This window comes from Streptomyces sp. NPDC004610, assembly GCF_040609715.1.
Classification (GTDB): Bacteria; Actinomycetota; Actinomycetes; order Streptomycetales; family Streptomycetaceae; genus Streptomyces.
Map to the genome: position 1 here is coordinate 242,500 of NZ_JBEXLA010000003.1, position 21,963 is coordinate 264,462.

Annotated in this window: 18 protein-coding genes; 10 read left to right on the forward strand and 8 right to left on the reverse strand. The window is 74.0% G+C overall.

Annotated features, from left to right (window positions below; genetic code table 11):
- Positions 1–167: 167 nt before the first annotated feature.
- The 5 genes from ABZX40_RS05155 to ABZX40_RS05175 all read right to left on the reverse strand — a co-directional run bounded on the left by ABZX40_RS05155 (position 168) and on the right by ABZX40_RS05175 (position 6,672).
- Positions 168–1,622: a carotenoid oxygenase family protein gene (locus ABZX40_RS05155; protein WP_355741889.1), complete on the reverse strand. Its 1,455-nt coding sequence runs from the start codon at positions 1,620–1,622 to the stop codon at positions 168–170.
- A 171-nt stretch (positions 1,623–1,793) separates the two neighbouring features.
- Positions 1,794–4,238: a right-handed parallel beta-helix repeat-containing protein gene (locus tag ABZX40_RS05160; RefSeq protein ID WP_355741886.1), complete on the reverse strand. Its 2,445-nt coding sequence runs from the start codon at positions 4,236–4,238 to the stop codon at positions 1,794–1,796.
- A 129-nt stretch (positions 4,239–4,367) separates the two neighbouring features.
- Complete coding sequence (locus ABZX40_RS05165) at positions 4,368–4,970, reverse strand: hypothetical protein (protein ID WP_355741883.1); 603 nt, start codon at positions 4,968–4,970, stop codon at positions 4,368–4,370.
- Positions 4,971–5,361: 391 nt separating this feature from the next.
- Positions 5,362–6,195 (reverse strand): MOSC N-terminal beta barrel domain-containing protein, encoded by an 834-nt coding sequence (locus ABZX40_RS05170; RefSeq protein WP_355741880.1) that lies wholly within the window; start codon positions 6,193–6,195, stop codon positions 5,362–5,364.
- Between the two features lie 42 nt (positions 6,196–6,237).
- Entirely contained in the window at positions 6,238–6,672 is a 435-nt protein-coding gene (locus tag ABZX40_RS05175) for a DUF6643 family protein (protein WP_355741877.1), read from the reverse strand.
- A 321-nt stretch (positions 6,673–6,993) separates the two neighbouring features.
- Between ABZX40_RS05175 and ABZX40_RS05180 the strand changes: the two genes are divergently transcribed.
- Positions 6,994–8,265: a TerD family protein gene (locus ABZX40_RS05180; protein WP_355741947.1), complete on the forward strand. Its 1,272-nt coding sequence runs from the start codon at positions 6,994–6,996 to the stop codon at positions 8,263–8,265.
- Between the two features lie 12 nt (positions 8,266–8,277).
- Here ABZX40_RS05180 and ABZX40_RS05185 read toward each other — a convergent pair whose 3' ends face one another.
- Positions 8,278–9,453 carry a glycosyltransferase gene (locus ABZX40_RS05185; protein WP_355741874.1) on the reverse strand — a complete coding sequence of 392 codons (1,176 nt, stop codon included), beginning with the start codon at positions 9,451–9,453 and terminating at the stop codon, positions 8,278–8,280.
- 57 nt (positions 9,454–9,510) lie between these two features.
- Here ABZX40_RS05185 and ABZX40_RS05190 point away from each other — a divergent pair, with 57 nt between their 5' ends.
- Both ABZX40_RS05190 and ABZX40_RS05195 read left to right on the forward strand, forming a co-directional pair.
- On the forward strand, positions 9,511–10,302 hold the full coding sequence (locus ABZX40_RS05190; RefSeq protein WP_355741871.1) for an aspartate/glutamate racemase family protein: 792 nt from the start codon (positions 9,511–9,513) through the stop codon (positions 10,300–10,302).
- 143 nt (positions 10,303–10,445) lie between these two features.
- Entirely contained in the window at positions 10,446–10,991 is a 546-nt protein-coding gene (locus ABZX40_RS05195) for a hypothetical protein (protein WP_355741868.1), read from the forward strand.
- Positions 10,992–10,998: 7 nt separating this feature from the next.
- Here the strand turns inward: ABZX40_RS05195 and ABZX40_RS05200 are convergent, their stop codons facing one another.
- A complete protein-coding gene (locus ABZX40_RS05200; RefSeq protein WP_355741944.1) occupies positions 10,999–12,015 on the reverse strand; it encodes an O-antigen ligase family protein in 1,017 nt (338 codons plus the stop codon).
- A 457-nt stretch (positions 12,016–12,472) separates the two neighbouring features.
- Here ABZX40_RS05200 and lnt point away from each other — a divergent pair, with 457 nt between their 5' ends.
- The 4 genes from lnt to ABZX40_RS05220 all read left to right on the forward strand — a co-directional run bounded on the left by lnt (position 12,473) and on the right by ABZX40_RS05220 (position 17,520).
- Positions 12,473–14,080, forward strand: coding sequence for an apolipoprotein N-acyltransferase (gene lnt, locus ABZX40_RS05205; protein WP_355741865.1), 1,608 nt, complete (start codon positions 12,473–12,475; stop codon positions 14,078–14,080).
- Between the two features lie 68 nt (positions 14,081–14,148).
- Positions 14,149–14,628 carry an NUDIX domain-containing protein gene (locus tag ABZX40_RS05210; protein ID WP_355741862.1) on the forward strand — a complete coding sequence of 160 codons (480 nt, stop codon included), beginning with the start codon at positions 14,149–14,151 and terminating at the stop codon, positions 14,626–14,628.
- Positions 14,629–14,683: 55 nt separating this feature from the next.
- Positions 14,684–15,484, forward strand: coding sequence for a 3-hydroxybutyrate dehydrogenase (locus ABZX40_RS05215; RefSeq protein WP_355741860.1), 801 nt, complete (start codon positions 14,684–14,686; stop codon positions 15,482–15,484).
- 98 nt (positions 15,485–15,582) lie between these two features.
- Entirely contained in the window at positions 15,583–17,520 is a 1,938-nt protein-coding gene (locus tag ABZX40_RS05220; protein ID WP_355741857.1) for a GAF domain-containing protein, read from the forward strand.
- 82 nt (positions 17,521–17,602) lie between these two features.
- On the opposite strand, the gene ABZX40_RS05225 is transcribed toward ABZX40_RS05220, so the two are convergent.
- A complete protein-coding gene (locus ABZX40_RS05225) occupies positions 17,603–19,339 on the reverse strand; it encodes an MFS transporter (RefSeq protein ID WP_355741854.1) in 1,737 nt (578 codons plus the stop codon).
- A 143-nt stretch (positions 19,340–19,482) separates the two neighbouring features.
- Between ABZX40_RS05225 and ABZX40_RS05230 the strand changes: the two genes are divergently transcribed.
- The 3 genes from ABZX40_RS05230 to ABZX40_RS05240 all read left to right on the forward strand — a co-directional run bounded on the left by ABZX40_RS05230 (position 19,483) and on the right by ABZX40_RS05240 (position 21,837).
- Positions 19,483–19,629: a hypothetical protein gene (locus ABZX40_RS05230; RefSeq protein ID WP_355741851.1), complete on the forward strand. Its 147-nt coding sequence runs from the start codon at positions 19,483–19,485 to the stop codon at positions 19,627–19,629.
- Between the two features lie 136 nt (positions 19,630–19,765).
- On the forward strand, positions 19,766–20,545 hold the full coding sequence (locus ABZX40_RS05235; protein WP_355741848.1) for a hypothetical protein: 780 nt from the start codon (positions 19,766–19,768) through the stop codon (positions 20,543–20,545).
- Positions 20,546–20,898: 353 nt separating this feature from the next.
- A complete protein-coding gene (locus ABZX40_RS05240; protein ID WP_355741844.1) occupies positions 20,899–21,837 on the forward strand; it encodes a CHRD domain-containing protein in 939 nt (312 codons plus the stop codon).
- Positions 21,838–21,963 lie beyond the last annotated feature (126 nt).

Sequence of the window (21,963 nt, forward strand, 5' to 3'; positions counted from 1 at the left end):
ACGGCCCACCCGGCAGCCGGTACGGCTCACTCACCGACCGGACCGGTTCACAGGCGGGCCAGAAGGGCCCACCCGGCGAGCGGTACGGCCCACCCCGCCACCGGAATCGCCCATCCTCCCTGCCCTACGCTTCCCCCAACACACCGACCACCCCACCCACCGGCAGCTCACTCCGTCGGCAGCCACGCCCCGTGCAGCCCCAGGGGGACCCGTACCGGGATGCGGACCTGGGCGACCGGGCCCTGCGCCGGGTCCTCCGCGTCCAGGACCAGCAGCCTGCTGCTGCCGTCGGTGCGGTCGGTGGCGAACGTCAGCCAGTACCCGCGGCCGGCCTCCGTCGCGCCCGGCACCGGCGCGAACACCGGCTCGCCCACGGACAGGTCCCCGGCGATCCACCGCCGCGTCGAGGTCCCGGAGCCGCCGACGTCGTACCAGCGCAGGGCATCGAACTCGCCCGCCAGCAGATCCAGGCCGCGCCCGCTGTCCGCCGCCACGGCCAGCCACCGGTGCGGCAGCGACAGCGTCCGGTCGTCGACCCGGGGGAACTCCACCCGCGAGTCGTCCAACTGCGTCCGCCGTACGGTTCCGGCGGCCGGGTCGAGGACCGCGCGGGTCAGCCCGTGATGGGCGCGGCCCGTCGCCCGGTCGGCTCCGCCGTGCCCATCGTCGTACCCGTCCCCCAGGGACAGGGACGGCCACTGCACGTAGTCCAGGACGACCTGTCCGCCGCCCGCGGGGTCGTCGTAGGCGTTGACCGTGTGCCAGACCCAGAACGCCTCGTCCGTCGCCCAGCGCACCGGGCCGCCGTCCCGGGGGATCAGCGCGACGCGGGTGCCGCGCTCGGGCCGCCAGGCGAGGAGGGAGCCCCCGCTCATCGCGGCGTCGAGATCGAAGTAGGCGGGGGCGAGCACCAGCACCAGATACCGCTCGGTGAGCGCCATGTCATGGATCATCTGCGGCTCGTCCGCCCCGGGCACCGCCGTCGGCCCGCGCCGCACCCCGCCGTCCGGACCGAGCAGCGACCAGGTCAGATACGGCGGCTCCAGCGCGTAGCAGAACACCGCCATCTCCCCGGTCACGGGGTCGGTCTTGGGGTGGGCGGTGATCCCGGCGGGCAGACGGTCGCCGAAGGTCTCCCGGCCCAGCGTGTCCAGGTCCGGGTCCAGCCGGAACGGGCAGTCCGACTCGGCCAGCGCCAGCAGCCGCCCGGCGTGCCGGACGACATTGATGTCGGGCAGGGGCTTGAGGGTGTGGGCGAGGCCCTCGCCGACCTCGTCGGCGTCCGGGGTGATCAGGGACTCCAGGCCGCCCCACAGGGCGTGTCCGGCCCGCTCCTCGGCGCGCATCGCGGGGGTGCGGACGAAGCGGTTGCGGTAGCGGGCGCGGCCCTCGGACAGCCACACCCCGTGGACCATGCCGTCGCCGTCGAGAGGGAAGAGATAGCTGCCGATCGGGCTGAAGCGGGGGTTGGGGCCGTTGCGCAGATAGACGCCGTCCAGCGCGCGGGGCAACTCCCCGGTGACCTCCAGGTCCACCACGTCGACCTCTTCGGTGACCGGCGCGAACCTGCCACCGAGATGTGCCACGCGGGTGGGGTCGAAGGGGGCGGTGGGTGCGGTCATGGGAGCCTCCCGGCGCGGGGTGCCTCTGGGCTTCCTCCCAGTCAAGTACCGCCCGTGTCCGCCCGCCACCTCACTCTCTGTCCACCGGTCGCCCGTCGCCGGTCACCATGTGCCGGTCACCCGTCACCGGACGGGGGTTACGGGTTACCGGTTACCGTTCGCCGGTGAACGTCACGGCAGTTCCGGCAGGTCCTCCGCGAACAGCAGCGACAGATCGTCCGTGCTGGGCTCCGCCAGCTGCGCCACCCGGCTCGCGTGCCGCTCGACCATCGCCTCGAAGGTCTGCCGGGCGGTGCGCCCGTTGCCGAAGGCCGGGCCCTTGGGGATCCGGGCGAAGTACGTCCGCAGTGCCTCCGGCGCCCCCTCCGCGAGCCGGTACTCGTGCTCCTCGGCCTGCTGGCGCACGATCCGCAGCAGTTCGTCGGGGTTGTAGTCGCCGAAGGTGATGGTCCGTGAGAAACGGGACGCCACACCCGGGTTGACCGACAGGAACCGCTCCATCTCCGCCGTGTAGCCCGCGACGATCACCACGACCGCGTCACGCTGGTCCTCCATCAGCTTCACCAGCGTGTCGATGGCCTCCTTGCCGAAGTCGCGGCCCGCGTCCTCCGGCGACAGCGCGTACGCCTCGTCGATGAACAGCACCCCGCCCCGCGCGCGTTGGAACGCCTCCTGGGTGCGGATCGCCGTCGAGCCGATGTGCTCGCCGACCAGATCGACCCGGGACACCTCGACCAGATGCCCCTTCTCCAGCACCCCGAGGGAGGCGAGGATCTCGCCGTACAGCCGGGCGACCGTGGTCTTGCCGGTGCCGGGGGAGCCGGTGAAGACCAGATGCCGCTTGACGGAGGCCGCCTTGAGACCGGCCTGCTGGCGGCGCCGGCCGACCTCGATCATGTCGGTGAGCGCCCGCACCTCGCGCTTGACGCTGTCCAGGCCGACCAGCCCGTCCAGCTCACCGAGGACGGCCTGGGAGGTGCGGGAGGGCGTCTCCGGCTCGGCGGGCGGCGCGAACGCCGGTGACGGCTCGGGCTCGGCGGTGCGCTGCCCGGGGATCGCGCCCAGCAGCCCGGGGGTGTGCGCCGCCGACTGCTGGACCACCGGCTCGGCCGCCGCCGAGGCCCGTATGCCGCCGCTCTCGTCGCTGGTGCAGTCCTCGATCACCGGCCCCGCGCCCGCGCCGTCCCCGGCGTCCGCGAACTCGAACCCCCCGCGCGCGCAGCGCTCCGTACGGCACTTGCGCAGGGTCGTGCGGCAGCCGTCTATGACGTGGAAGCCGTAGCCGCCGCTGCCGGTCACCCGGCAGCCGGTGAAGGTGCCCCGGCCGCCCGCGGACACATAGAAACCGGCCTCGGCGGGGGAGTCGACCGTGCAGCGCTCGACGGTGGGGTCGGCGCCCTTGGTGACGATCACCCCGGTCTGGGTGCCGGTGACCGTGCAGTTGCTGAGCGTGCCGCCGCTGCCGTGGTCGCGGAACCAGGCGCCGGTCGCCGCGTCCCGGATCCGGCAGTCGTCGAGCTGCGCGGTGGCGCCGTCGCTCACCGAGACCGCCGTGTTGCGCACCTGGGACAGATCGCTGTCGACGACATCCGCGCGCGAGCCCCGGTCCAGCACGAACAGCGCGTCCGGCACGTCGTGCACCCGGCAGGAGTCCAGTACAGCGGTGGCGCCGTCGCTGACCCACACCGCCGGGTAGTCGCCGGTCGAGTCGAAGATCTCGCACTGGTTGGCGTCCACCCGCGTGCCCGGGTCCCACACCGACAGTCCGTTGCGGCCGAACTGGCGGACACTGGTCCGGGTCAGCGTCAGCACCGAACGCGAGCGCAGATCGACCGCGTTCTCCGGGATGTCGTGGATCCGGCAGTCGGCCAGGGTCAGTACCGCGTCGGTGTCCAGGGTGACGCCGTCGGCGGTGGTGCGGTGCACATCGCAGTCGGTGAGATGGGCGGTGGCGCGGGCGGTGATCTGTACGCCGCTGCCGCGCACCTCGTAGATCTCGCAGCCGATGGCCTCCAGCGCCGAGTTCTCCCCGGTCGCCGTCAGTCCGGCGCCCGAGGCGTGATGGACCCGGCAGCGGTCGAGCCGCGGGTGTCCGCCGCCCCGTACGGCGATCCCGGCCTGCCCGGCCGCGACCACCTCGCACTCCTCGAACACCCCGCCCCCGCCGTCGAGCACGGCGATCCCGATGCCCGCCGGGTTGTCGACCGTGCACCGCCGCACGGTCGGGCGGGCGCCGCCGCGCACCTCGATACCGGACGCGGACCGGGTCACCACCCGTATGTCCGTCAGCTCCGGCGCGCCCTCCTCGACCAGCAGGGCGGGCGCCGCGGCGTCCTGGCCCTCGACCAGCAGGTCCTGGACGACAGCGGAGGCGCGCACGGTCAGCGGCACCCCGTCGACGGGGGCGATGCGCACCGAGCCGGGGGAGCCCTCGGGGCCGCGCAGCGTCACCGCGCGCTGCACCACGAGATTCTCCCGGTAGGTGCCGGGGGCGACGGTGAGTACGTCCCCGTCGGCCGCGGCCTCCAGGGCGGCGGCGAGCGAGGTGTACTCACCTGTGCGGCGCCGCCACCGCGAAGTGCCGGTGTGCGTCACCTGGACCGTGCCCTGTGCCATGGCGTTGCTCTGCCCCCACCTCGTCGTACGCGGGTTTGATGCCGAAGGGTTCGGCCGGACCACCGTAGCGTGCGCGCGGGCGGTGGGTTGACCAGAGCCGAAAGGCCGTCCAGGGGTGGCCGAAGGGCGTCAACTGCCCGTGCCGGTGCGGCCCCAGTCCGGGCCCGCGCGCTCCCACGCCCGGTCCCAGCGGGCGTGGCGGCCCTTGACGAGCCGCCAGAGCGCGAGCCGTCTGCCGCCCTCCAGCAGGGCCGTGGCCAGCAGGGCGGCGCCGAACCCGGCGAGCACGGCATGGGTGGTGGCCGTGGCCGGATCCAGCGGGCGCGCGACGGTGCGGCCGGTCTCGTCGGTCCACAGCGTGAACCGGTCGCCGGGCGCGGGCGACTCCAGCCGGGTGAGCGCCGGGCCGCGGTGCTCGCTGCCGTCGGGTGCCGTCCAGTCGGCGAGGACTCTGCTGCGGGTGTCCGAGGCGGCGGCCTCGGGGTCGATGTCCAGCACACTGCGGTCCAGCTCCCGCACCACCGTCGCCGTCACCTCCCGCCGGGAGTCGCGCTGTTCGCGCATCGACCGGTCCAGGGCCTCCTGCGCGGACGTACCCGCCAGGACCCCGGACACCGGCGCCAGCACCAGGATCAGCAGCAGTGCCGCCAGCGCCAGCCAGCACTCCACGAGATCGGTCGTGCGGCGCAGCGGATTGTGCCGCCAGCGCCACAGCCCTCGGATCGCTCGCACCGTTCGGCACCCCCTTCCCCGCTCCGTGATAACCCGACCCGGCGCCCGGCGCCGTGCGGACCGGGACAAGAGAGAGCGAAATCACCCCGGCCGGATCCCCCGGGATCTTCCCGGTTCTCCCTGATTCTTGCCGGTTCTCCCTGGTTTTCCCTGGAGTCCCATTGCCCTGTCCGGGCCTCGCGGCCCTCTTCGCGCCGCTCGGGTGCCTTCGCGCCCCGGGGCCCTCGTGAGCCCCTCGCCCGTCCAACGGGCGGAGTCCCGGCGGAGGTTCCCGCCGCCGCGGGGAGAGGTACGAGGGGTCAGAAGGGTCAGAGGGGAGGGGTGAGGGGGTGGGTGCGGGGAGCGCGCGGGCCCGTGGCCGGGGACGTCCGTCCGGCAGTCGGCGGAGCCCTCAGCCGAGGATCCGTACCGGGTCGCCCACCCGGATCGTGCCGCGGTCGAGCGGCACCAGATTCTGGCCGAAGACCAGCTTGCCGCCGATACGGCGATGGCGCCCGAGACTGAACAGCGGCTCCTTGCCGCGCGCCGAGGTGATCTGATCGGTGGTCGTCACCACGCACCGCCCGCACTTCTTCGCCACCCGGAACCGCACCTGCCCGATCGCGAGGCGCGTCCAGTCGTCCTCGGCCCATGCCGGCGTCCCGGCGACCACCGCGTTCGGCCGGAAACGGTTCATCGGCAGCGGGCCCTCGGCGGCATGGGGCCCCTCGGCGATCAGCGCGTTGAGGGCGTCGAGCGACGCGGCGGACGTCAGCAGCAGCGGATAGCCGTCGGCGAAGCTCACCATCTCACCGGGCCGCGCGAACTCCGGGTCCACCGGACGGCGCACCGCCGGATCGTCCATATGCACCAGCCGGACCTCGGCGCCGAGGAAGGCACTGCACCAGGCGTGGGCCGCGCCGTCCGCCGGGACCCCCTCCACCTTGTCCCGGAAGATCTCCAGCGTGACCGTCCCGCCCGGCTCCGGCACCGTCACGACCAGCGGTTCCCGGCCGGGCGCGGACAGCAGGACGCCGCCACCGGGCAACGGCTCGGCGGCGGCCTGCGCCAGACGTGGCTGCTGTCGCTGTGTGACGACCTTTCCCCCGTCGTCGATCAGCACCCAGCGTCGGTCACCGGCCGGCCCCCAGGGCTCCACGGCGTACTCCGGAAGCGAGATGCCCCGGAACGCCTTGACCGGATGGATGTGCAGCGACAGCAGTCGCGCGTTCCCCGCGTTCCCCATACGGCCATCGTGCCAGGCGGCACCGACAACCGGCGGCGGGGATCAGTAGCCGCGGTACTGCTGGTTGTTGTACGGGTCCTGGTAGCCGCCCGGGGCGGCGGGTCGGGGAGCGGCCGGGCGCATCGCCTCGTACCCGGTGGCACCGGGGGCGGCGGGGCGGGGCGGCTGCGGCTGGGGGCCCGGGTAGCCGCGCGGCGCGGTGGCCTGGTGGGGGATGTACGCCCCGGGCGCCTGCTGGAGCGGCGCGGGCTGCTGCGCCTGCGGGTAGCCGTACATGGGCTGGGACGGGGCCGCCGGGAGGGCGGGCAGGGCCGGCGGCAGCGCGGGCAGGTGACTGCCCGTGTCGTACGCGGCGGGGACCCGGATCGGGGCGATCTGCGGGGTGCCCCGCTCGGCCACGAGCGAGTCGTAGATCGGGGTGTCCGGGAAGGAGGCGGAGTAGTAGCCGCCGCCATAGGTGGAGCGGGGGGAGGTCATGGCACATAAGTTAAGCCCACGATGTGCTGGTTGTGGAGACCGATAAGAGGGTTGTTTTCCGTGTCGGCGGTGACTTCGGATCGCCAATGCGAGCGAACATGGGGAAAAAGGGCAGCGGTGTACGTTCGGATCGTGTAAAGGCTCAGTTCCTTGCGGGTTACCGGCGGTTGACCACCGGTGTTCATGTCCGGCGTTCATGTGCGGTGTTCATGTGCGCCGCAGGGGCGTCCCGTCGCCCCGGGGAATAGGTTGGTCGAACGGAAACCAGCGAGGTCCGGAGCGCCGCGGGGCGCCACGCACGAGATGGGGGCGGACATGTCAATGTCGAAAGGGTCGAACGTTCCGGTGCCGACGGCGGCACTGAGGATCGAAGTGGGCTGGAGCGCTGGCGCCGGGGTGCCCGACGCGGATGCCTCGGCCCTGCTGCTGGTGGGCGGAAAGGTCCGCTCGGACGCCGACTTCGTCTTCTACAACCAGGCGGCGCACGCCTCGGGCGCCGTCCGCCACGAGGGCAAGCGCACCGCCGGGGACCGGGTCACCGACACCCTGACCGTGGACCTCGCGCGCGTGGAGCCCTCCGTGGAGACCGTGGTCCTCGCCGCCTCCACCGACGGCGGCTCCTTCGGGCAGGTCCCCGACCTCGCCGTGGAGGTCCGCGAGAGCGGCCGGGACAGTGTCGTCGCCCGCTTCGACAGCACCGGCGCCACCGTCGAGACCGCCTTTGTGCTCGGCGAGTTCTACCGCCGCCAGGGCGCCTGGAAGTTCCGCGCCGTCGGCCAGGGCTATGACCGCGGCCTGGCGGGCCTCGCCACGGACTTCGGCATCACGGTGGACGAACCCCAGCCGCAGGCCGCCCCGCCGCCGCCCGCGGCACCCGCGCGTCCGCTGACGCCGCCGACCCCGTCCCGGTCGCTCACCCCGCCCGCCCCCGCCCCGGCGGCCCCCGCGCGGCCCGTGAGCCTCAGCAAGGTCACCCTCACCAAGTCCGCCCCCACCGTCTCCCTCAGCAAGCAGGGCGGCACCTCGGGCGCGCTGCGGGTCAACCTCAACTGGGAGGTCCGCAAGCAGTTCAAGGGCTGGGGCAGCAAACTCGGCCGCGCGATCGCCATGCACGGCGACCTCGACCTCGACCTGTGCGCCCTGTTCGAACTCTCCGACGGCACCAAGGGCGTCGTCCAGTCCCTCGGCAACGCCTACGGGGCGCTGGACCGGCCGCCGTTCATCCACCTCGACGGCGACGACCGCACCGGCGCGGTCACCAGCGGCGAGAACCTCACCATCAACCTCGACTTCCAGCAGCACCTGCGCCGCATCCTCGTCTTCGTCACCATCTACGAGGGCGCCCGCTCCTTCGCCGATCTGCACGCCACGGTCACCCTGACCCCGCAGTTCGGCGCGCCGATCGACTTCTCGCTGGACGAGTGCACGGTCCCGTCCACGGTGTGCGCGCTCGCCCTGATCAGCAGCGAGGGCGGCGATCTCATCGTCCAGCGCGAGGCCCGCTATCTGGTGCCGGAGCGCGGTGTCAGCCCGCAGCGGACCGTCGACTACGCCTACGGCTGGGGCATGAACTGGACGCCCGGCCGCAAGTAGCGGGCCCGCCGCTCAGCTCTCCTCGGGGACGGCGTCCGGGCGCGCGTAGGTGCGGCCCTTCCAGGCCGCGCCGCGCCCCCGGTAGTGCTGCACCGCCGAGTCCACCGTCATCAGCAGATAGAGAAAAGCGGTGAACGGCAGCAGCGGGGCCTGCCAGAGCGGCTGCGCGTAGTAGCGGAGCATCGGGACGTACGTCCCGGTCATCACCAGCCATGCCGCGCCGCCCAGCAGCGCGGTCGCCGTGGCGCCGGTGGCGGCGCCCGCGAGGGCGGCGGCGGGCGGCACCAGATAGACCAGGGCCAGTCCGGCGACCGTGCCCGCCAGCAGCAGCGGCCGGTGGCGCAGTTGGGCGTAGGCGCTGCGCGACACCATGCGCCACAGATCGCCCAGCCGGGGGTACGGCCGGACGCTGTCCGCCCGGTCGGCCAGCCCCAGCCAGATCCGCCCGCCGGAGCGGCGCACCGCGCGGGCGAGCGCCACATCGTCGATCACGGCGTGCCGGATGGCGTCCGGGACCCGCGCGCGGTCCGCCGCCGCCGCGCTCAGCAGGACACAGCCCCCGGCCGCCGCCGTCGTCCGCGCGCCCTCGCGGCCGATCCACCGGAACGGATACAGCTGCGCGAAGAAGTAGACGAAGGCGGGCACCACCAGCCGCTCCCAGCCGCTCGCCACCCGCAGCCGGGCCATCTGCGACACCAGGTCGAAACCGCCCCCATGGGCCGCCGCCACCAGCTCCCGCAGACTGTCCGGGGCATGGGCGATGTCCGCGTCGGTCAGCAGCAGGAACTCGGGCCCCCGCGCGCGGGCCAGCCCCATGCCGTGGCGCACCGCCCACAGCTTGCCGGTCCAGCCCGCGGGCGGCTCGCCCGGCGAGTCCACGGTCAGCGCCAGTCCGCCACGGTCCGCGGCCAGTTCCCGGGCCAGGTCCCCGGTGCCGTCCGTACTCCCGTCGTCCACCAGGATCACCTCGGCCCGCCCCGGGTACTCCTGCGCCAGCAGCGAGGGCAGGCTCAGCTCCAGCACCTCCGCCTCGTCCCGCGCGGGGACCACGACACAGACGTACGGCCAGACGTCCGGGTCCCGGCGGGGCGGCAGCCTGATATCGGTGCGCCAGAAGAAGCCCTGGCACAGCAGCAGCCACAGCCAGACGGCGAGTGATCCGGCGGCGATCCAGGCGAAGGCGGTCACCCGCGCAGTCTGCCCCACGGCACCGGTGAGACACGGCCCATCGTCTATCGTGGCCGGGTGAAGATCGCGCTCATGGACTCCGGAATCGGCCTGCTGGCGGCGACCGCCGCGGTACGACGCCTCCGCCCCGACGCGGATCTCGTGCTCTCCCTCGACCCCGACGGCATGCCCTGGGGCCCGCGCACCCCCGAGGACCTCACCCGGCGTGCCGTGGACGTCGCCCGCGCCGCCGCCGCGCACCGCCCCGAGGCCCTGATCGTCGGCTGCAACACCGCGACCGTGCACGCCCTGAACACCCTGCGGGACCTCCTGGAGCCCGCTCTGCCGGTGATCGGCACGGTTCCCGCGATCAAGCCCGCGGCGGCCCCCGGCACGCCCGTCGCCATCTGGGCCACCCCCGCCACCACCGGCAGCCCCTACCAGCGCGGGCTGATCGACGACTTCGCCGGTGGTGTCACCGTCACCGAGGTGCCCTGCTGGGGGCTGGCCGAGGCGGTCGAGCACGCCGACGAGGCCGCGATCGACGCCGCGATCGGCGCCGCCGCCGCCCTCACCCCGCCCGAGGCGGGGACCGTCGTCCTCGGCTGCACCCACTACGAGCTGGTCGCCGAGCGGATCCGCGCCGCCGTCCGCCGCCCCGGGACCCCGCCCGTGGTCCTGCACGGCTCCGCCGGGGCGGTGGCCGCCCAGGCACTGCGCCGGATCGGCGCCGGACCCGCCCCCGACGCGGCCCCCACCGGCTCCCTGACCGTCCTCCTCAGCGGCCGAGCGGGCACCCTCCCGGAACCGGCGCTCGCGTACGCGGAGGGACGGCTGCTCGGGGCGGCCACGCCGGTACGGCTGCCGTAGAGGGCTCCTGGGGACCCTGGTAACCGGGGCCGTGCCCCGCGCGCGAGAATCCGTTGGCTCCGCTCGCCCCGGGGCCTCCGTCCGGAGCATTCACACTCCGCACGCGGGTACCCGCGGAGTGAATCCTGAGTAGTCTCGATGACATGAGGGACCACCCCCAGGACGCGCCCGAAGCGCACCCCGATGTCTGGACCGGCCATGCCACCAACCGTGTGCAGTGGCTGCTGGCGCTGGTCGGCGCCGCCTGTGTGGCGCTCGGCGTCCAGCTCGCCGTGGACTCGGCCTGGACGTCCGGCTCCGCGCCCCTGGTGATGTCCGTGGTCGGCTGCATCGCGGCCGGACTGCTGGTCCTCTTCGGCACCCTGGCCTTCGTCAGCGTGGCCCTGAGGGTCGACCAGGACTCCCTGGAGGTGCGCTGCGGCCACATCGGCGTGCCGCGCCGCCGGATCCCGCTGTCCCATGTCGTCGGCGCCGACTTCGTCGAGCACGTCACGCCGCGCCACTGGGGCGGCTGGGGCTACCGCTGGCGGCCCGAGATGGGTACCGCCGTCGTCGTCCGCCAGGGCGAGGGCCTGGTCCTGCGGCTCTGGGACGGGCACACCTTCACCATCACCGTGGACGACGCGGAGGCGGCCGTCCGGGTGATCCGCGACCGGCTGCGCGCGGGCACCCCGGACACGGCCCACTGACCCCCGCTCACCCGTACGGCCCACCAGGGGCGCCCCGGTTCCCCCGCCGCCCGCTGCCGTCCGCCGCCCCGGCCGCCTCGGATAGCGGGCGGGCGGTCGCCAGGCCCGCGAGCAGGCCCGCGCCCACGGTCACGGCGGTGAAGCTCAGCGCGTTGCCCACGGCGGCGATGCCCGCGACCGCCGTCAGCGCGGCCCCCGCGGTGAGCGCCACCGGAGTCGGCCGGGCCGTCTGCCACAGGGCGATCAGCACCCAGCCGAAGGCCGCCCCCAGCAGCGCCACACCGATCACCCCCTGCTCCGCCGCCTGCTGGAGCAGCGCCGAGTGGGCCTTGCCGTCGGAGGCCAGCGGCGTGCCGGGGGCTGGACCCAGCTCGCCGAACCGTCCCGGCCCCACGCCCAGCAGCGGCTCCCGCTCCAGCAGCCGCAGCGCCTCCCGCCACAGCTCCACGCGGTGCGCGGTGAGCGGGCCCTCCAGAGACCGGGTCGGCCCGTCCGGCAGTACCTTCGCCGCCACCGCCCAGGTGGTCGCCGTGACCCCGGCCGCCGCCAGTGCCAGCCCCGCGACGCCGGGGCCGCGCCGCCGCATCCGGCCCGCCGCGAGCGACGCCAGCAGGATGACGACGCAGGCGACCGCGCCGGTGACCGAGCCCACCGCTGCCGCCGTGACCGCCGCCGCCAGGGCCAGCAGCCGCATCAGCAGCCGGGTCGCGGGCGCCGACGCCTCCCAGGCGGCGCAGCATGCCGCACCGGCGGCCAGGGTGAGCAGGGCGGCCGTCGCGCCGAGGTGGCCCAGCGGCGGGCCCGGCTGCGGTCCCGGCGCGAGCCGCGGCAGGGTCACCGGGAGCGCGATCCCGGCCAGCGCCGCCGCACCGGGGGCGGCCACCGGCAGCAGCGCCCCGGCGATCCGGCCCGCGGCATGCCCGGCGGCGACCGCGAGCACCGCCAGCAGCGCCCCCTCCGGCCGGCCTCCCTGCACGGCGGCCGTGATCAGCGACCAGATCGCGCAGCCGCCCAGCACGGCCATCCCGGTCGCGTCGGAGACACTGTGTCCGTCGTCCTCCGCCGCCGCGCCGGCCGCGGACACGCTTCTCGTGGACCCCACCCGTCCCCCCGGACCCTCTCCCCGGCCCCGGCCGCCCGCGCCGGATCACGACCGCGCGCCCCGAGGCTCCGGCACACCGTAACGGCAGACCGGCCCTTTGTGGATGAGGGGTGACGAACTGTGGTGAACGTGTGCGTGCCGCCGCTTCTCCCGGGGAAGGCGCCGCCGCCGTCTCACGGAGCGCGCTGCCCGGCGTCCCGGCCCAGCGCCCCGGCGTCCCGGCCCAGCGCCCCGGCGTCCCGGCCCAGCGCCCCGGCGTCCCGGCCCAGCGCCCCGGTGCCCGGCCCGGCGTCCCGGCCCCGGTCCCCGCGCCCCGGCCCCGGTCCCGGCGTCCGGACCGTCCTGTCGGCCGCCCAGGAAGCCGCCGTACACTCCCCGGGTGACCGTCACCGCGCCCCCCTCCGGCGAATCGGACCAGGCCGAACCGCAGCCCGCGCCCGTCGCGCGCCGCCGGCTCGCGCGTCTGGTGCCGCCCGCCGTCGCGGCCCTCTCCGGAGTGCTGCTCTATGTCAGCTTCCCGCCCCGCACCCTGTGGTGGCTGGCCCTGCCGGCCTTCGCGGCCTTCGGCTGGGTGCTGCGCGGGCGCGGCTGGAAGGCGGGACTGGGCCTCGGTTACCTCTTCGGCCTCGGTTTCCTGCTGCCCCTGCTGGTGTGGACGGGCGTGGAGGTCGGCCCCGGGCCCTGGCTGGCCCTGGTCGCGATCGAGGCGCTCTTCGTCGCGCTGGTCGGCGCGGGAGTCGCCGCGGTGTCCCGGCTGCCCGGCTGGCCGGTGTGGGCCGCCGCCGTGTGGATCGCCGGAGAGGCCGCCCGTGCGCGGGTCCCCTTCAGCGGCTTCCCCTGGGGCAAGATCGCCTTCGGCCAGGCCGACGGAGTGTTCCTGCCCCTCGCCGCCGTCGGCGGCACCCCCGTCCTCGGCTTCGCCGTCGTCCTCGCCGGCTTCGGCCTGTACGACGTCCTGCGCGTCGCCCTCGACACCCGCCGTACGCGCGCGGTGCGCCGCGGAACCGCCTCGGTGGCCCTGCTCAGTGTCGCCGTCCCGGTGCTGGGCGCGGTCGCGGCCCGGCCGCTGGTCAGCGATGACGCCGAGGCCGGCACCGCGACCGTCGCCGTGGTCCAGGGCAACGTCCCGCGCGCGGGGCTCGATTTCAATGCCCAGCGCCGCGCGGTGCTCGACTACCACGTACGCGAGACGGAGCGCCTCGCCGCCCGGGTGGCCGCCGGTGAGGTTCCGCAGCCCGACTTCGTGCTCTGGCCGGAGAACTCCTCCGACATCGATCCCTTCGCCAATGACGACGCCCGCGCGGTGATCGACCGGGCCGCCCAGGCGATCGGGGTGCCCATCTCGGTCGGCGGGGTCGTCCGGCGCGACGGCAGGCTCCTCAACGAGCAGATCCTGTGGGACCCGGAGCAGGGCCCCGTCGACACCTACGACAAACGGCAGATCCAGCCGTTCGGCGAGTATCTGCCGCTGCGGTCGCTGATCGGCGCCATCAACAGCGAGTGGACCAGCATGGTCGCCCAGGACTTCAGCCGGGGCAGCGAACCCGGCGTGTTCACCATGGACGGCACCAAGGTGGGCCTGGTCACCTGCTACGAGGCCGCGTTCGACTGGGCGGTGCGCTCCGAGGTCGTCGACGGCGCCCAGCTGATCTCCGTACCCAGCAACAACGCCACCTTCGACCGCAGTGAGATGACCTACCAGCAGCTCGCCATGTCCCGGGTCCGCGCGGTCGAGCACAGCCGGACCGTCACCGTTCCCGTCACCAGCGGGGTCAGCGCGATCATCCTGCCCGACGGCACGATCACCCAGCGGACCGGCATGTTCGTCGCCGACACCTTGGTCCAGGAGGTGCCGCTGCGGACCTCCCGGACACCCGCCACCACGCTGGGCGTGCTGCCCGAGATCGCGCTGCTACTGGTCGCCGCCGGGGGCCTCGGCTGGGCGATCACCGCGGGCGTGCGCGGGCGGCGCGCGGGTGGCGCGTAGCCGTACGACCGCCGTACGCCCCTTGAACCGGACGGGACCGGGCGAACCGGGCCGCTAGGGTCGGGGACATGGCTACCCCTGACTTCATCACCACACTGCGCGAGTCCGCCGGTCATCAGCTGCTCTGGCTCCCCGGGGTCACCGCCGTCGTCTTCGACGACGAGGGCAGAGTGCTGCTGAACCGGCGCTCGGACAACCGCAAGTGGTCGCTGATCGGCGGCATCCCCGAGCCGGGCGAGCAGCCCGCCATCTGCGCGGTCCGCGAGGTCGAGGAGGAGACCGCGGTGCACTGCGTCGCCGAGCGGGTGGTCGTCGTCCAGGCACTGTCACCGGTGCGGTACGACAACGGGGACGTCTGCCAGTACATGGACATCACCTTCCGCTGCCGCGCGGTGGGTGGCGAGGCCCGGGTGAACGACGACGAGTCACTGGACGTCGGCTGGTTCGCGGTCGACGCGCTGCCGGACCTCGATGAGTTCGGGGTGCTGCGGATCAAGCAGGCCATGTCCGAGTCACCCACGTGGTTCGACCCCACGACTTCCCTGTGAGGTGTGGAGGCTGACCATATGGGTGCGGGGGGTGGGTGCGGCCTAGGGTCGGATCATGACCCCAGCCAGCGCCGCCCCGGATCCCCGCCCCGCCCCGCCCGACCTGGGCGGCCGGACCGCTCTGGTCACCGGTGCCGCCGGTGGGATCGGCCGCGCCTGCGCGCTGCGGCTGGCCGCCGCCGGTGCCGAGGTCAGGGCCGTCGACCGGGACGCGGCCGGGCTCGACGCCCTCGCCGCCACGGCCGCCGCCCTGCCGGGCCCGGTCGTACCGCACGTCCTGGACCTGACCGACCTCGACGCCGCCGAGCGGGCCGCCGCGGGCACCGACATCCTCGTCAACAACGCCGGACTCCAGCTGGTCAGGCCCATCGAGGACTTCCCCCCGGACGTCTTCCACACGGTGCTCACCGTGATGCTGGAGGCCCCCTTCCGCCTCATCCGCGGAGCCCTGCCCCATATGTACGGCCAGGGCTGGGGCCGTATCGTCAACATCTCCTCCGTCCACGGTCTGCGCGCCTCCCCCTACAAATCCGCGTACGTCGCCGCCAAGCACGGACTGGAGGGACTGTCCAAGACGGCCGCGCTGGAGGGCGCCCCGCACGGGGTCACCTCGAACTGTGTGAACCCCGGCTATGTCCGCACCCCCCTGGTCGAGAAGCAGCTCGCGGACCAGGCCGAGCTGCACGGCATCCCCGTGGAGCGGGTCCTCACCGAGGTGCTGCTCCGCGACAGCGCGGTGAAACGGCTCATCGAACCGGAGGAGGTCGCCGAGGCCGTCGCCCAGCTGTGCGGGCCGTGGGCGTCCTCGATCACCGGCACCTCACAGGTGATCGACGGCGGCTGGACCGCGCACTGACCGGCGGACACCCGGTTTGCCACAGGCCGGGCGGCGGGGTCACGCAGAGTTATCCACAGGGCTGACGGGCCGAGTGGCGGATGGGTCATCCTGGGCACATGCACCGCGATCACACGCAGTCCGCGGAGCGTCCCGCCACCGCAGAACCGGTGGGCGGCGCCGAGGCGCCGTTCCTCGACCTGCTGGCCCGCGGCGCCCCCGTCGACGCCTACGAACAGCCCCTGCTGCGGGCCCGCGCCGAAGGCCGCCCGCCCGAGCGACTGGCCGCGCTGGAGACCGCCAAACTGCGCGCCCTGCGCGTCCGCGCCGAGCTGGAGGGCCGCAGGCGCCGCGAGGCCGAGCTGTCCGCCCTCTTCGAGACCGCCCACGACCTCGCGGGACCGCGCGATCTGGACGCCGTCCTCCAGGCCATCGTGCAGCGCGCCCGCTCCCTCCTCGGCACCGATGTCGCCTACCTCAGCCTCCACGACCCCGAGCGCGGCGACACCTATATGCGGGTCACCGAAGGCTCCGTCGCGGCCCGCTTCCAGCAACTGCGGCTCGGCATGGGAGAGGGGCTCGGCGGCCTGGTCGCCCAGACCGCCCGGCCCTATGTCACCGACGACTACTTCCACGACGACCGCTTCCAGCACACCACCACCATCGACGCCGGTGTCCACGACGAGGGCCTGGTGGCCATCCTCGGCGTCCCCCTGACCCTCGGACCGCAGGTCATCGGCGTGCTGTTCGCCGCCGACCGCCGCGCCCGGGTCTTCGAACGGGAGCAGATCGCGCTCCTCGGCTCCTTCGCCGCGCTCGCCGCCGCCGCCATCGACACCGCCAATCTGCTCACCGAGACCCGCGCCGCCCTCGCCGGGCTGGAGCGGGCCAACGAGATCATCCGCGACCGCAGCGCCGTCATCGAACGCGCCTCCGAGGTCCACGACCGGCTCGCCGAGCTGGTCCTGCGCGGCGGCGGGGTGCACGACGTGGCCGCCGCTGTCTCCGAGATCCTCGAAGGCGCCGTCCGTTTCACCGAGGCCGACGCCACCCCCGCCGCCCCCCTGGAGGCATCCCGCGCGGACGGCCACGCGGTGCGGCACGGGGACGAGTGGATCGCCGCGGTCGCCGCCGGTGACGAACTGCTCGGCGCCCTCGTACTGCGCGGCCACCCCGCTCTCGACCCGGTCGACCAGCGCACCCTGGAGCGCGCCGCCATGGTCACCTCCCTGCTGCTGCTCGCCCGCCGCTCCGCCGCCGAGGCCGAACAGCGCGTCCGCGGCGAACTCCTCGACGACCTCCTCGACGCCCGGGACCGAGACCCCCGGCTGCTGCGCGAACGCGCCGCCCGGCTCCGAGCCGACCTCGACGCCACCCAGGTCGTCCTCGCCGCCCGTCTCGACGGTACGGGCGGCGACGCCGACGAGGAGGCCGCCGCCCGCCGCCGGCTCTGGTCCGCCGCCTCCCATCTGGCCGCCACCCGCCAGGGACTCGCAGCCGCCCGCGACGGCGGCACGGTCCTGCTGCTGCCCCTGCCCGACGGCGACACCGCCACCGAGGTCGCCCGCCGCGCCGCCCGCCAGCTGGGCACCGCCGTCCACGAGGCCGTCACGGTGGGCGCCTCCGCCCCCGTCCGCGACCTCGCCGCCCACCCCGACGCCCTCGCCGCCGCCTACGCCGAGGGCCGCCGCTGCCTGGAGGCCCTGCGCCTGCTGGGCCGGACCGGCGACGGCGCCGCCGCCGAGGACTTCGGCTTCCTCGGCCTGCTGCTCGCGGGCGATCGCGACATCGCCGGCTTCGTCGACCGCACCATCGGCCCCGTGGTGACCTACGACGCCCGCCGGGGCACCGACCTGACAGGAACCCTAGACGCCTACTTCGCCGGCGCGATGAGCCCCGCCCGCACCAAGGACGCGCTCCACGTCCATGTCAACACGGTGGCCCAGCGCCTGGAGCGCGTCGCCCGCCTCCTGGGCGAGGACTGGCAGAGCCCGGCACGGATACTGGAGATCCAACTGGCTCTGAGACTGCATCGGTTGGCGGTGCCTGGACCCTGACGGGGCGCGGGGGGTGGGGAGTGGGGGCACGGGGGCGGCACGGGGCACGGGGGGCGTGGCCGAGGGCCTGGCCGGGGCGGCCTTATCCGTCGAGGGAATTTCGGGAGGAGGAGGATGGGACGGCGGGCTCACCGCCCGCGCCATTCGCCATCGGGGCGCCGCTCGCCATCGGGGCGCCGGTCGCCATCGGGGCGCCGGTCGCCGCCCCGGAGACCCCGGGGCCGTCCGTGGGCGACTTCAGGTCCGCCCCGGCGGCGGACCCCGCCGACCCGACCTCGCTCAGGTCCCGGTGCCGGGTCTCCTTCGCCACCCCCACCGCGATCAGCGTCAGCACCACCGAGGCGATGACATACAGCGCGATCGGCATCGAACTCCCATGGTCGGCGAGCAGGGCCGTCGCGATCAGCGGGGCGGGAGCCCCGGCGGCCACCGATGAGAACTGCGCCCCGATGGAGGCGCCGGAGTAGCGCACCCGGGTCGCGAACAACTCGGAGAAGAAGGCGGCCTGGGGCGCGTACATCGCCCCGTGCAGCACCAGGCCGACGGTCACGGCGAGCAGCAGTGCGGGGAAGCGGCCGGTGTCGATGAGCGCGAAGAACGGGAACATCCACAGCCCCACCCCGGCCGCGCCCAGCAGATACACCGGCCGCCGCCCCACCCGGTCCGACAGGGCGCCCCACAGCGGGATCACCGCGAAGTGCACCGCCGACCCGATGAGCACGGTGTTCAGGGCGGACTGCCGGGAGATCCCGGCGGCGGTGGTGGCGTAGACGAGGATGAAGGCGGTGATGACGTAGTAGCTGATGTTCTCGGCCATGCGGGCGCCCATGGCGACCAGGACGTCACGCCAGTGGTGGCGGAGGACCGCGAGCAGGGGCATCCGGTCGGCGGCGGATTCCGCGCCGGGGCGGCGGCTGGTGCTGGGCCGGGCTGCTCGGGGCCGGTTGGGTTCGACCTGGTCGGCGTTGCCGCCGCCGGTGCCGGCTGTGTCGGCTGTGCCTTCCGCAGCCGGTTCCGCTGCGGCGACGGCGGACCTCTCCGCGGCGGTCCCCTCCGCCGCATCCTTCTCCGCGGCGACGGCCCTCTCTGCCGCAGACCTCTCCGCCGCAGCCCTCTCCGCGGCTGCGGCCCGGCGGGTCTCCGCCTGGGCGAGGGCCTGCCGGAAGACGGGTGACTCGTCGACGGACAGCCGGATCCACAGCCCGACGATCACCAGGACACCGGAGAGGAGGAACGGGATCCGCCAGCCCCAGCCGGTGAACGCGGCCTCCGACAGTACGGCGGTGAGAAAGGAGAGCACACCGGTCGCCAGCAACTGCCCGGCGGGCGCCCCGGTCTGGGGCCAGGACGCCCAGAAGCCGCGCCGCCGCGCGTCGCCGTGCTCGGACACCAGCAGAACGGCTCCGCCCCACTCACCGCCGAGCGCGAAGCCCTGCACCAGCCGCAGCACGGTGAGCAGCACGGGCGCGGCCGATCCAATCGTGGCATGGGTCGGCAGCAGCCCGATGGCGAAGGTGGCGCCGCCCATCAGCAGCAGACTCAGCACCAGCAGCTTCTTGCGTCCGAGCCGGTCGCCGTAGTGCCCGAAGACCAGGGCGCCGAGCGGGCGGGCGGCGAAACCGACGGCGTAAGTCAGGAAGGAGAGGAGTGTGCCGACCAGGGGATCGGAGCCGGGGAAGAAGAGTTCGTTGAAGACCAGCGCGGCGGCGGAGCCGTACAGGAAGAAGTCGTACCACTCGATGGTCGTGCCGATGAGGCTGGCGGCGACGATTCGGCGGAGCTTCGCGGGAGCGGGTGGGGCGCTTGCGGGTGACGACATCGGCACCACTTCCAGGCGGTTGGCGGGGACGTTTCCGTGTCGCCACACGGTAGGAAGGGGGAGGGCGGTGTCGTATGTGGTGGGGCACCATAGTTCTGGGTGGGGGAGTGCGGTGGGGCGCTATGAGGGGTCGGGAATGCACGATGACGGAGGTACGGAAGCGGCATCTCGGTGCGTTCCTGCGCAGGGTCTTCACCGGCGACGACGCGCGCATCGTGCGGGACCGCAGGGGTGCCTCGCCGGGTGATCTGGCCCCGTGGGCACGGCAGTTGCTCGTGGGGGCGAGCTGAGTGATCGAATCGTTGCCGTGGCGCGTACAACCGCGTGCGGTGCTCCGCTGTCCCACAACCAGCCGTGAGGATGTGCCTTCGGCCGGTGTGCCTGCGCGCTCGGTTCGGGCGGCAGGGGAGAGGACGGGCTTCGAGGATGGGGAAGACGATGCGAAGAGCGGTGACGGCCGGTGGGGCGGTGGCCGTGTTCCTGGGGGTGGCGGCGGTACCCGCGGGGGCGGCGGAGGGCGGGGCCTCCTTCAGCCGGGTCGCGGTGAACGGCGGGAAGCCGATCGTGGTCGGGGTGAAGGAGGAGGTGGAGGTGCGTGCTTCCTTCCGGATGACGACCAAGCTCAAGTTCGACTTCGGGGCGTCGCTGTTCCCCTACCGGGGGAGGCTCGACAATACGGACACCGTGCACAGCGCCATCATCACCAGTGACTGCAAGATCGTGGACAAGGCGAAGGGGATCTGCGACTTCGAGGAGTGGCTCTACATCGACCCGCGGCACATCGACTTCGGGAACGAGGACGCGGGCGCCTGGAAGAGCGCCGCCAGTGTCTTTTTCGTCGGTGACGCCTATGACGTCGATGACGTCAGTCTCCCGTTGCAGATCAAGCGGGCCACCAGGGTCACGGTGAACGCGTCGCCGGAGCCGGTCGCGAAGGGCAAGACGATCACTGTGACGGGGCGGGTCACCCGGGCCAACTGGGACACCCACACGTACCAGGGGTACGGGGGCCGCACGGTGAGCCTTCAGTTCAAGGCCGCGGGCACGTCCACGTACAAGACGGTGAAGAAGGTGACGTCGAGCAGTTCGGGGGCGCTGAAGGCCACGGTGAAGGCCACCGGGTCGGGGACCTGGCGGTGGAACTACGGAGGGAACTCGACCTCCGGGGCGAAGGCGTCGACCGGGGACTATGTCGCCGTGCGGTAGTGGTTGAGGTCGTCGCGGTAGTTGGGTAGTTGCGGTAGTGGGTGGGATTGATGGATCTGCGGGTCTGTGGGTTTGCGGATCTCGGATCGGCAGTCCCTTTCCTGTCAGTCGGCCCGTCGCTCATCTCTTGGAGCGGCGGGCCGGGTTGACTGCCCGGCCGGGACACCCGGCACGTGCGGCGCTCAGTTGAACCCCTCCCCCCGGCCAAGCGTGCTCCGTATGCCCGGACCCCGCGCAGGCTCCTCCACGCGTCGGGATCCCCGCGCGGAACTCCCGTGCCGGATCCCCCGCGGGGCGCCCCTTGGCGGGCCCCGGGTCGCAGTGGCCGACCGCACACAGTGAGGACATGAATCATGCGCAGGCTTCTCATCACCGCCGAAGCCGTACTGCTCACCGCCGCGTTGGCCGCGTGCGGGGCGCCGCTCGGGGGGAGCGGGGCCGGTCCGGGCGTGGGCACATCGCAGGGCACCGGTCTGTCGGGCGCGCAGGGCACCGGGCTGCCCAAGGTCGCGGACAGCGGGTCGCCCAGTGCCGTGCCCGGCGGTCCCGGGACGTCCCTGCTGGCCCGGCTCGGTGAGGGCGCGCGGGGCGCGAGTGCCGCCGTTCTCGCCAAGGTCGCCGAGCGGCGCGTCACCTTCTCCCTGAGCTGGAGCGGCATGGACGCCCCCAGCGCGGCCCGCATCGAGCGGACCGAGGGCGGCACCGGGACGGCGGTACTGCTCTTCGGCTCACCCCTGCCCGGCAGCGCCCGTGCCGCCGCCGGGCAGCTCACCCTCGACGACCCCGCCCTCGCCGAGGACCTGCGGGGCCGCCCCGCCGACTTCACCGTCACCCTCACCGCCGCCGGAGCCCCGGGCGGCACCCTCAGCGGACCCGTCACCGTCTCCGACACCCCCGTCGACCCGCTCGGCGTCATCCCCGGCGGCACCCTCAGCGCCCTCGCCGACGGCAGACAGGAGGCCGACCTCGGCACCGCCGGTGACCCCGACGCCGTCACCAACGTCTCCCTCGACCCGGACGGCACCGCCCTCGACTACTCCCTCGCCTGGGTCAATCTGCGCCCGCCGACCCGCGCCCAGGTCCAGCGCGGTGAACTCGGCCAGGACGGTGAGGTCGCCGTCCCCCTGTTCACCTCGCCGCTCCCCGGCACGATCATCGCCCTGTCCGGCACCGCCCCCGTCGCCGACCCCGCCACCCTGCGCCAACTGGCCGCCGAGCCGGGTGGGTTCTATGTCAGCCTCCACACCGATGACTTTCCCGAGGGGGCCGTACGGGGGCAGGTCTTCCGCTGATTGACGGGTCGATCGGGGGTGACCGGGGTCGATCGGGTAGTCGGCAGGGGGCGGGCTTCGGGGTGATGGCCCCGCAAGGAAGGACAGCGGAAGGGGGGGTGGCCCCGGGGGCCCCCCCCACCGCAG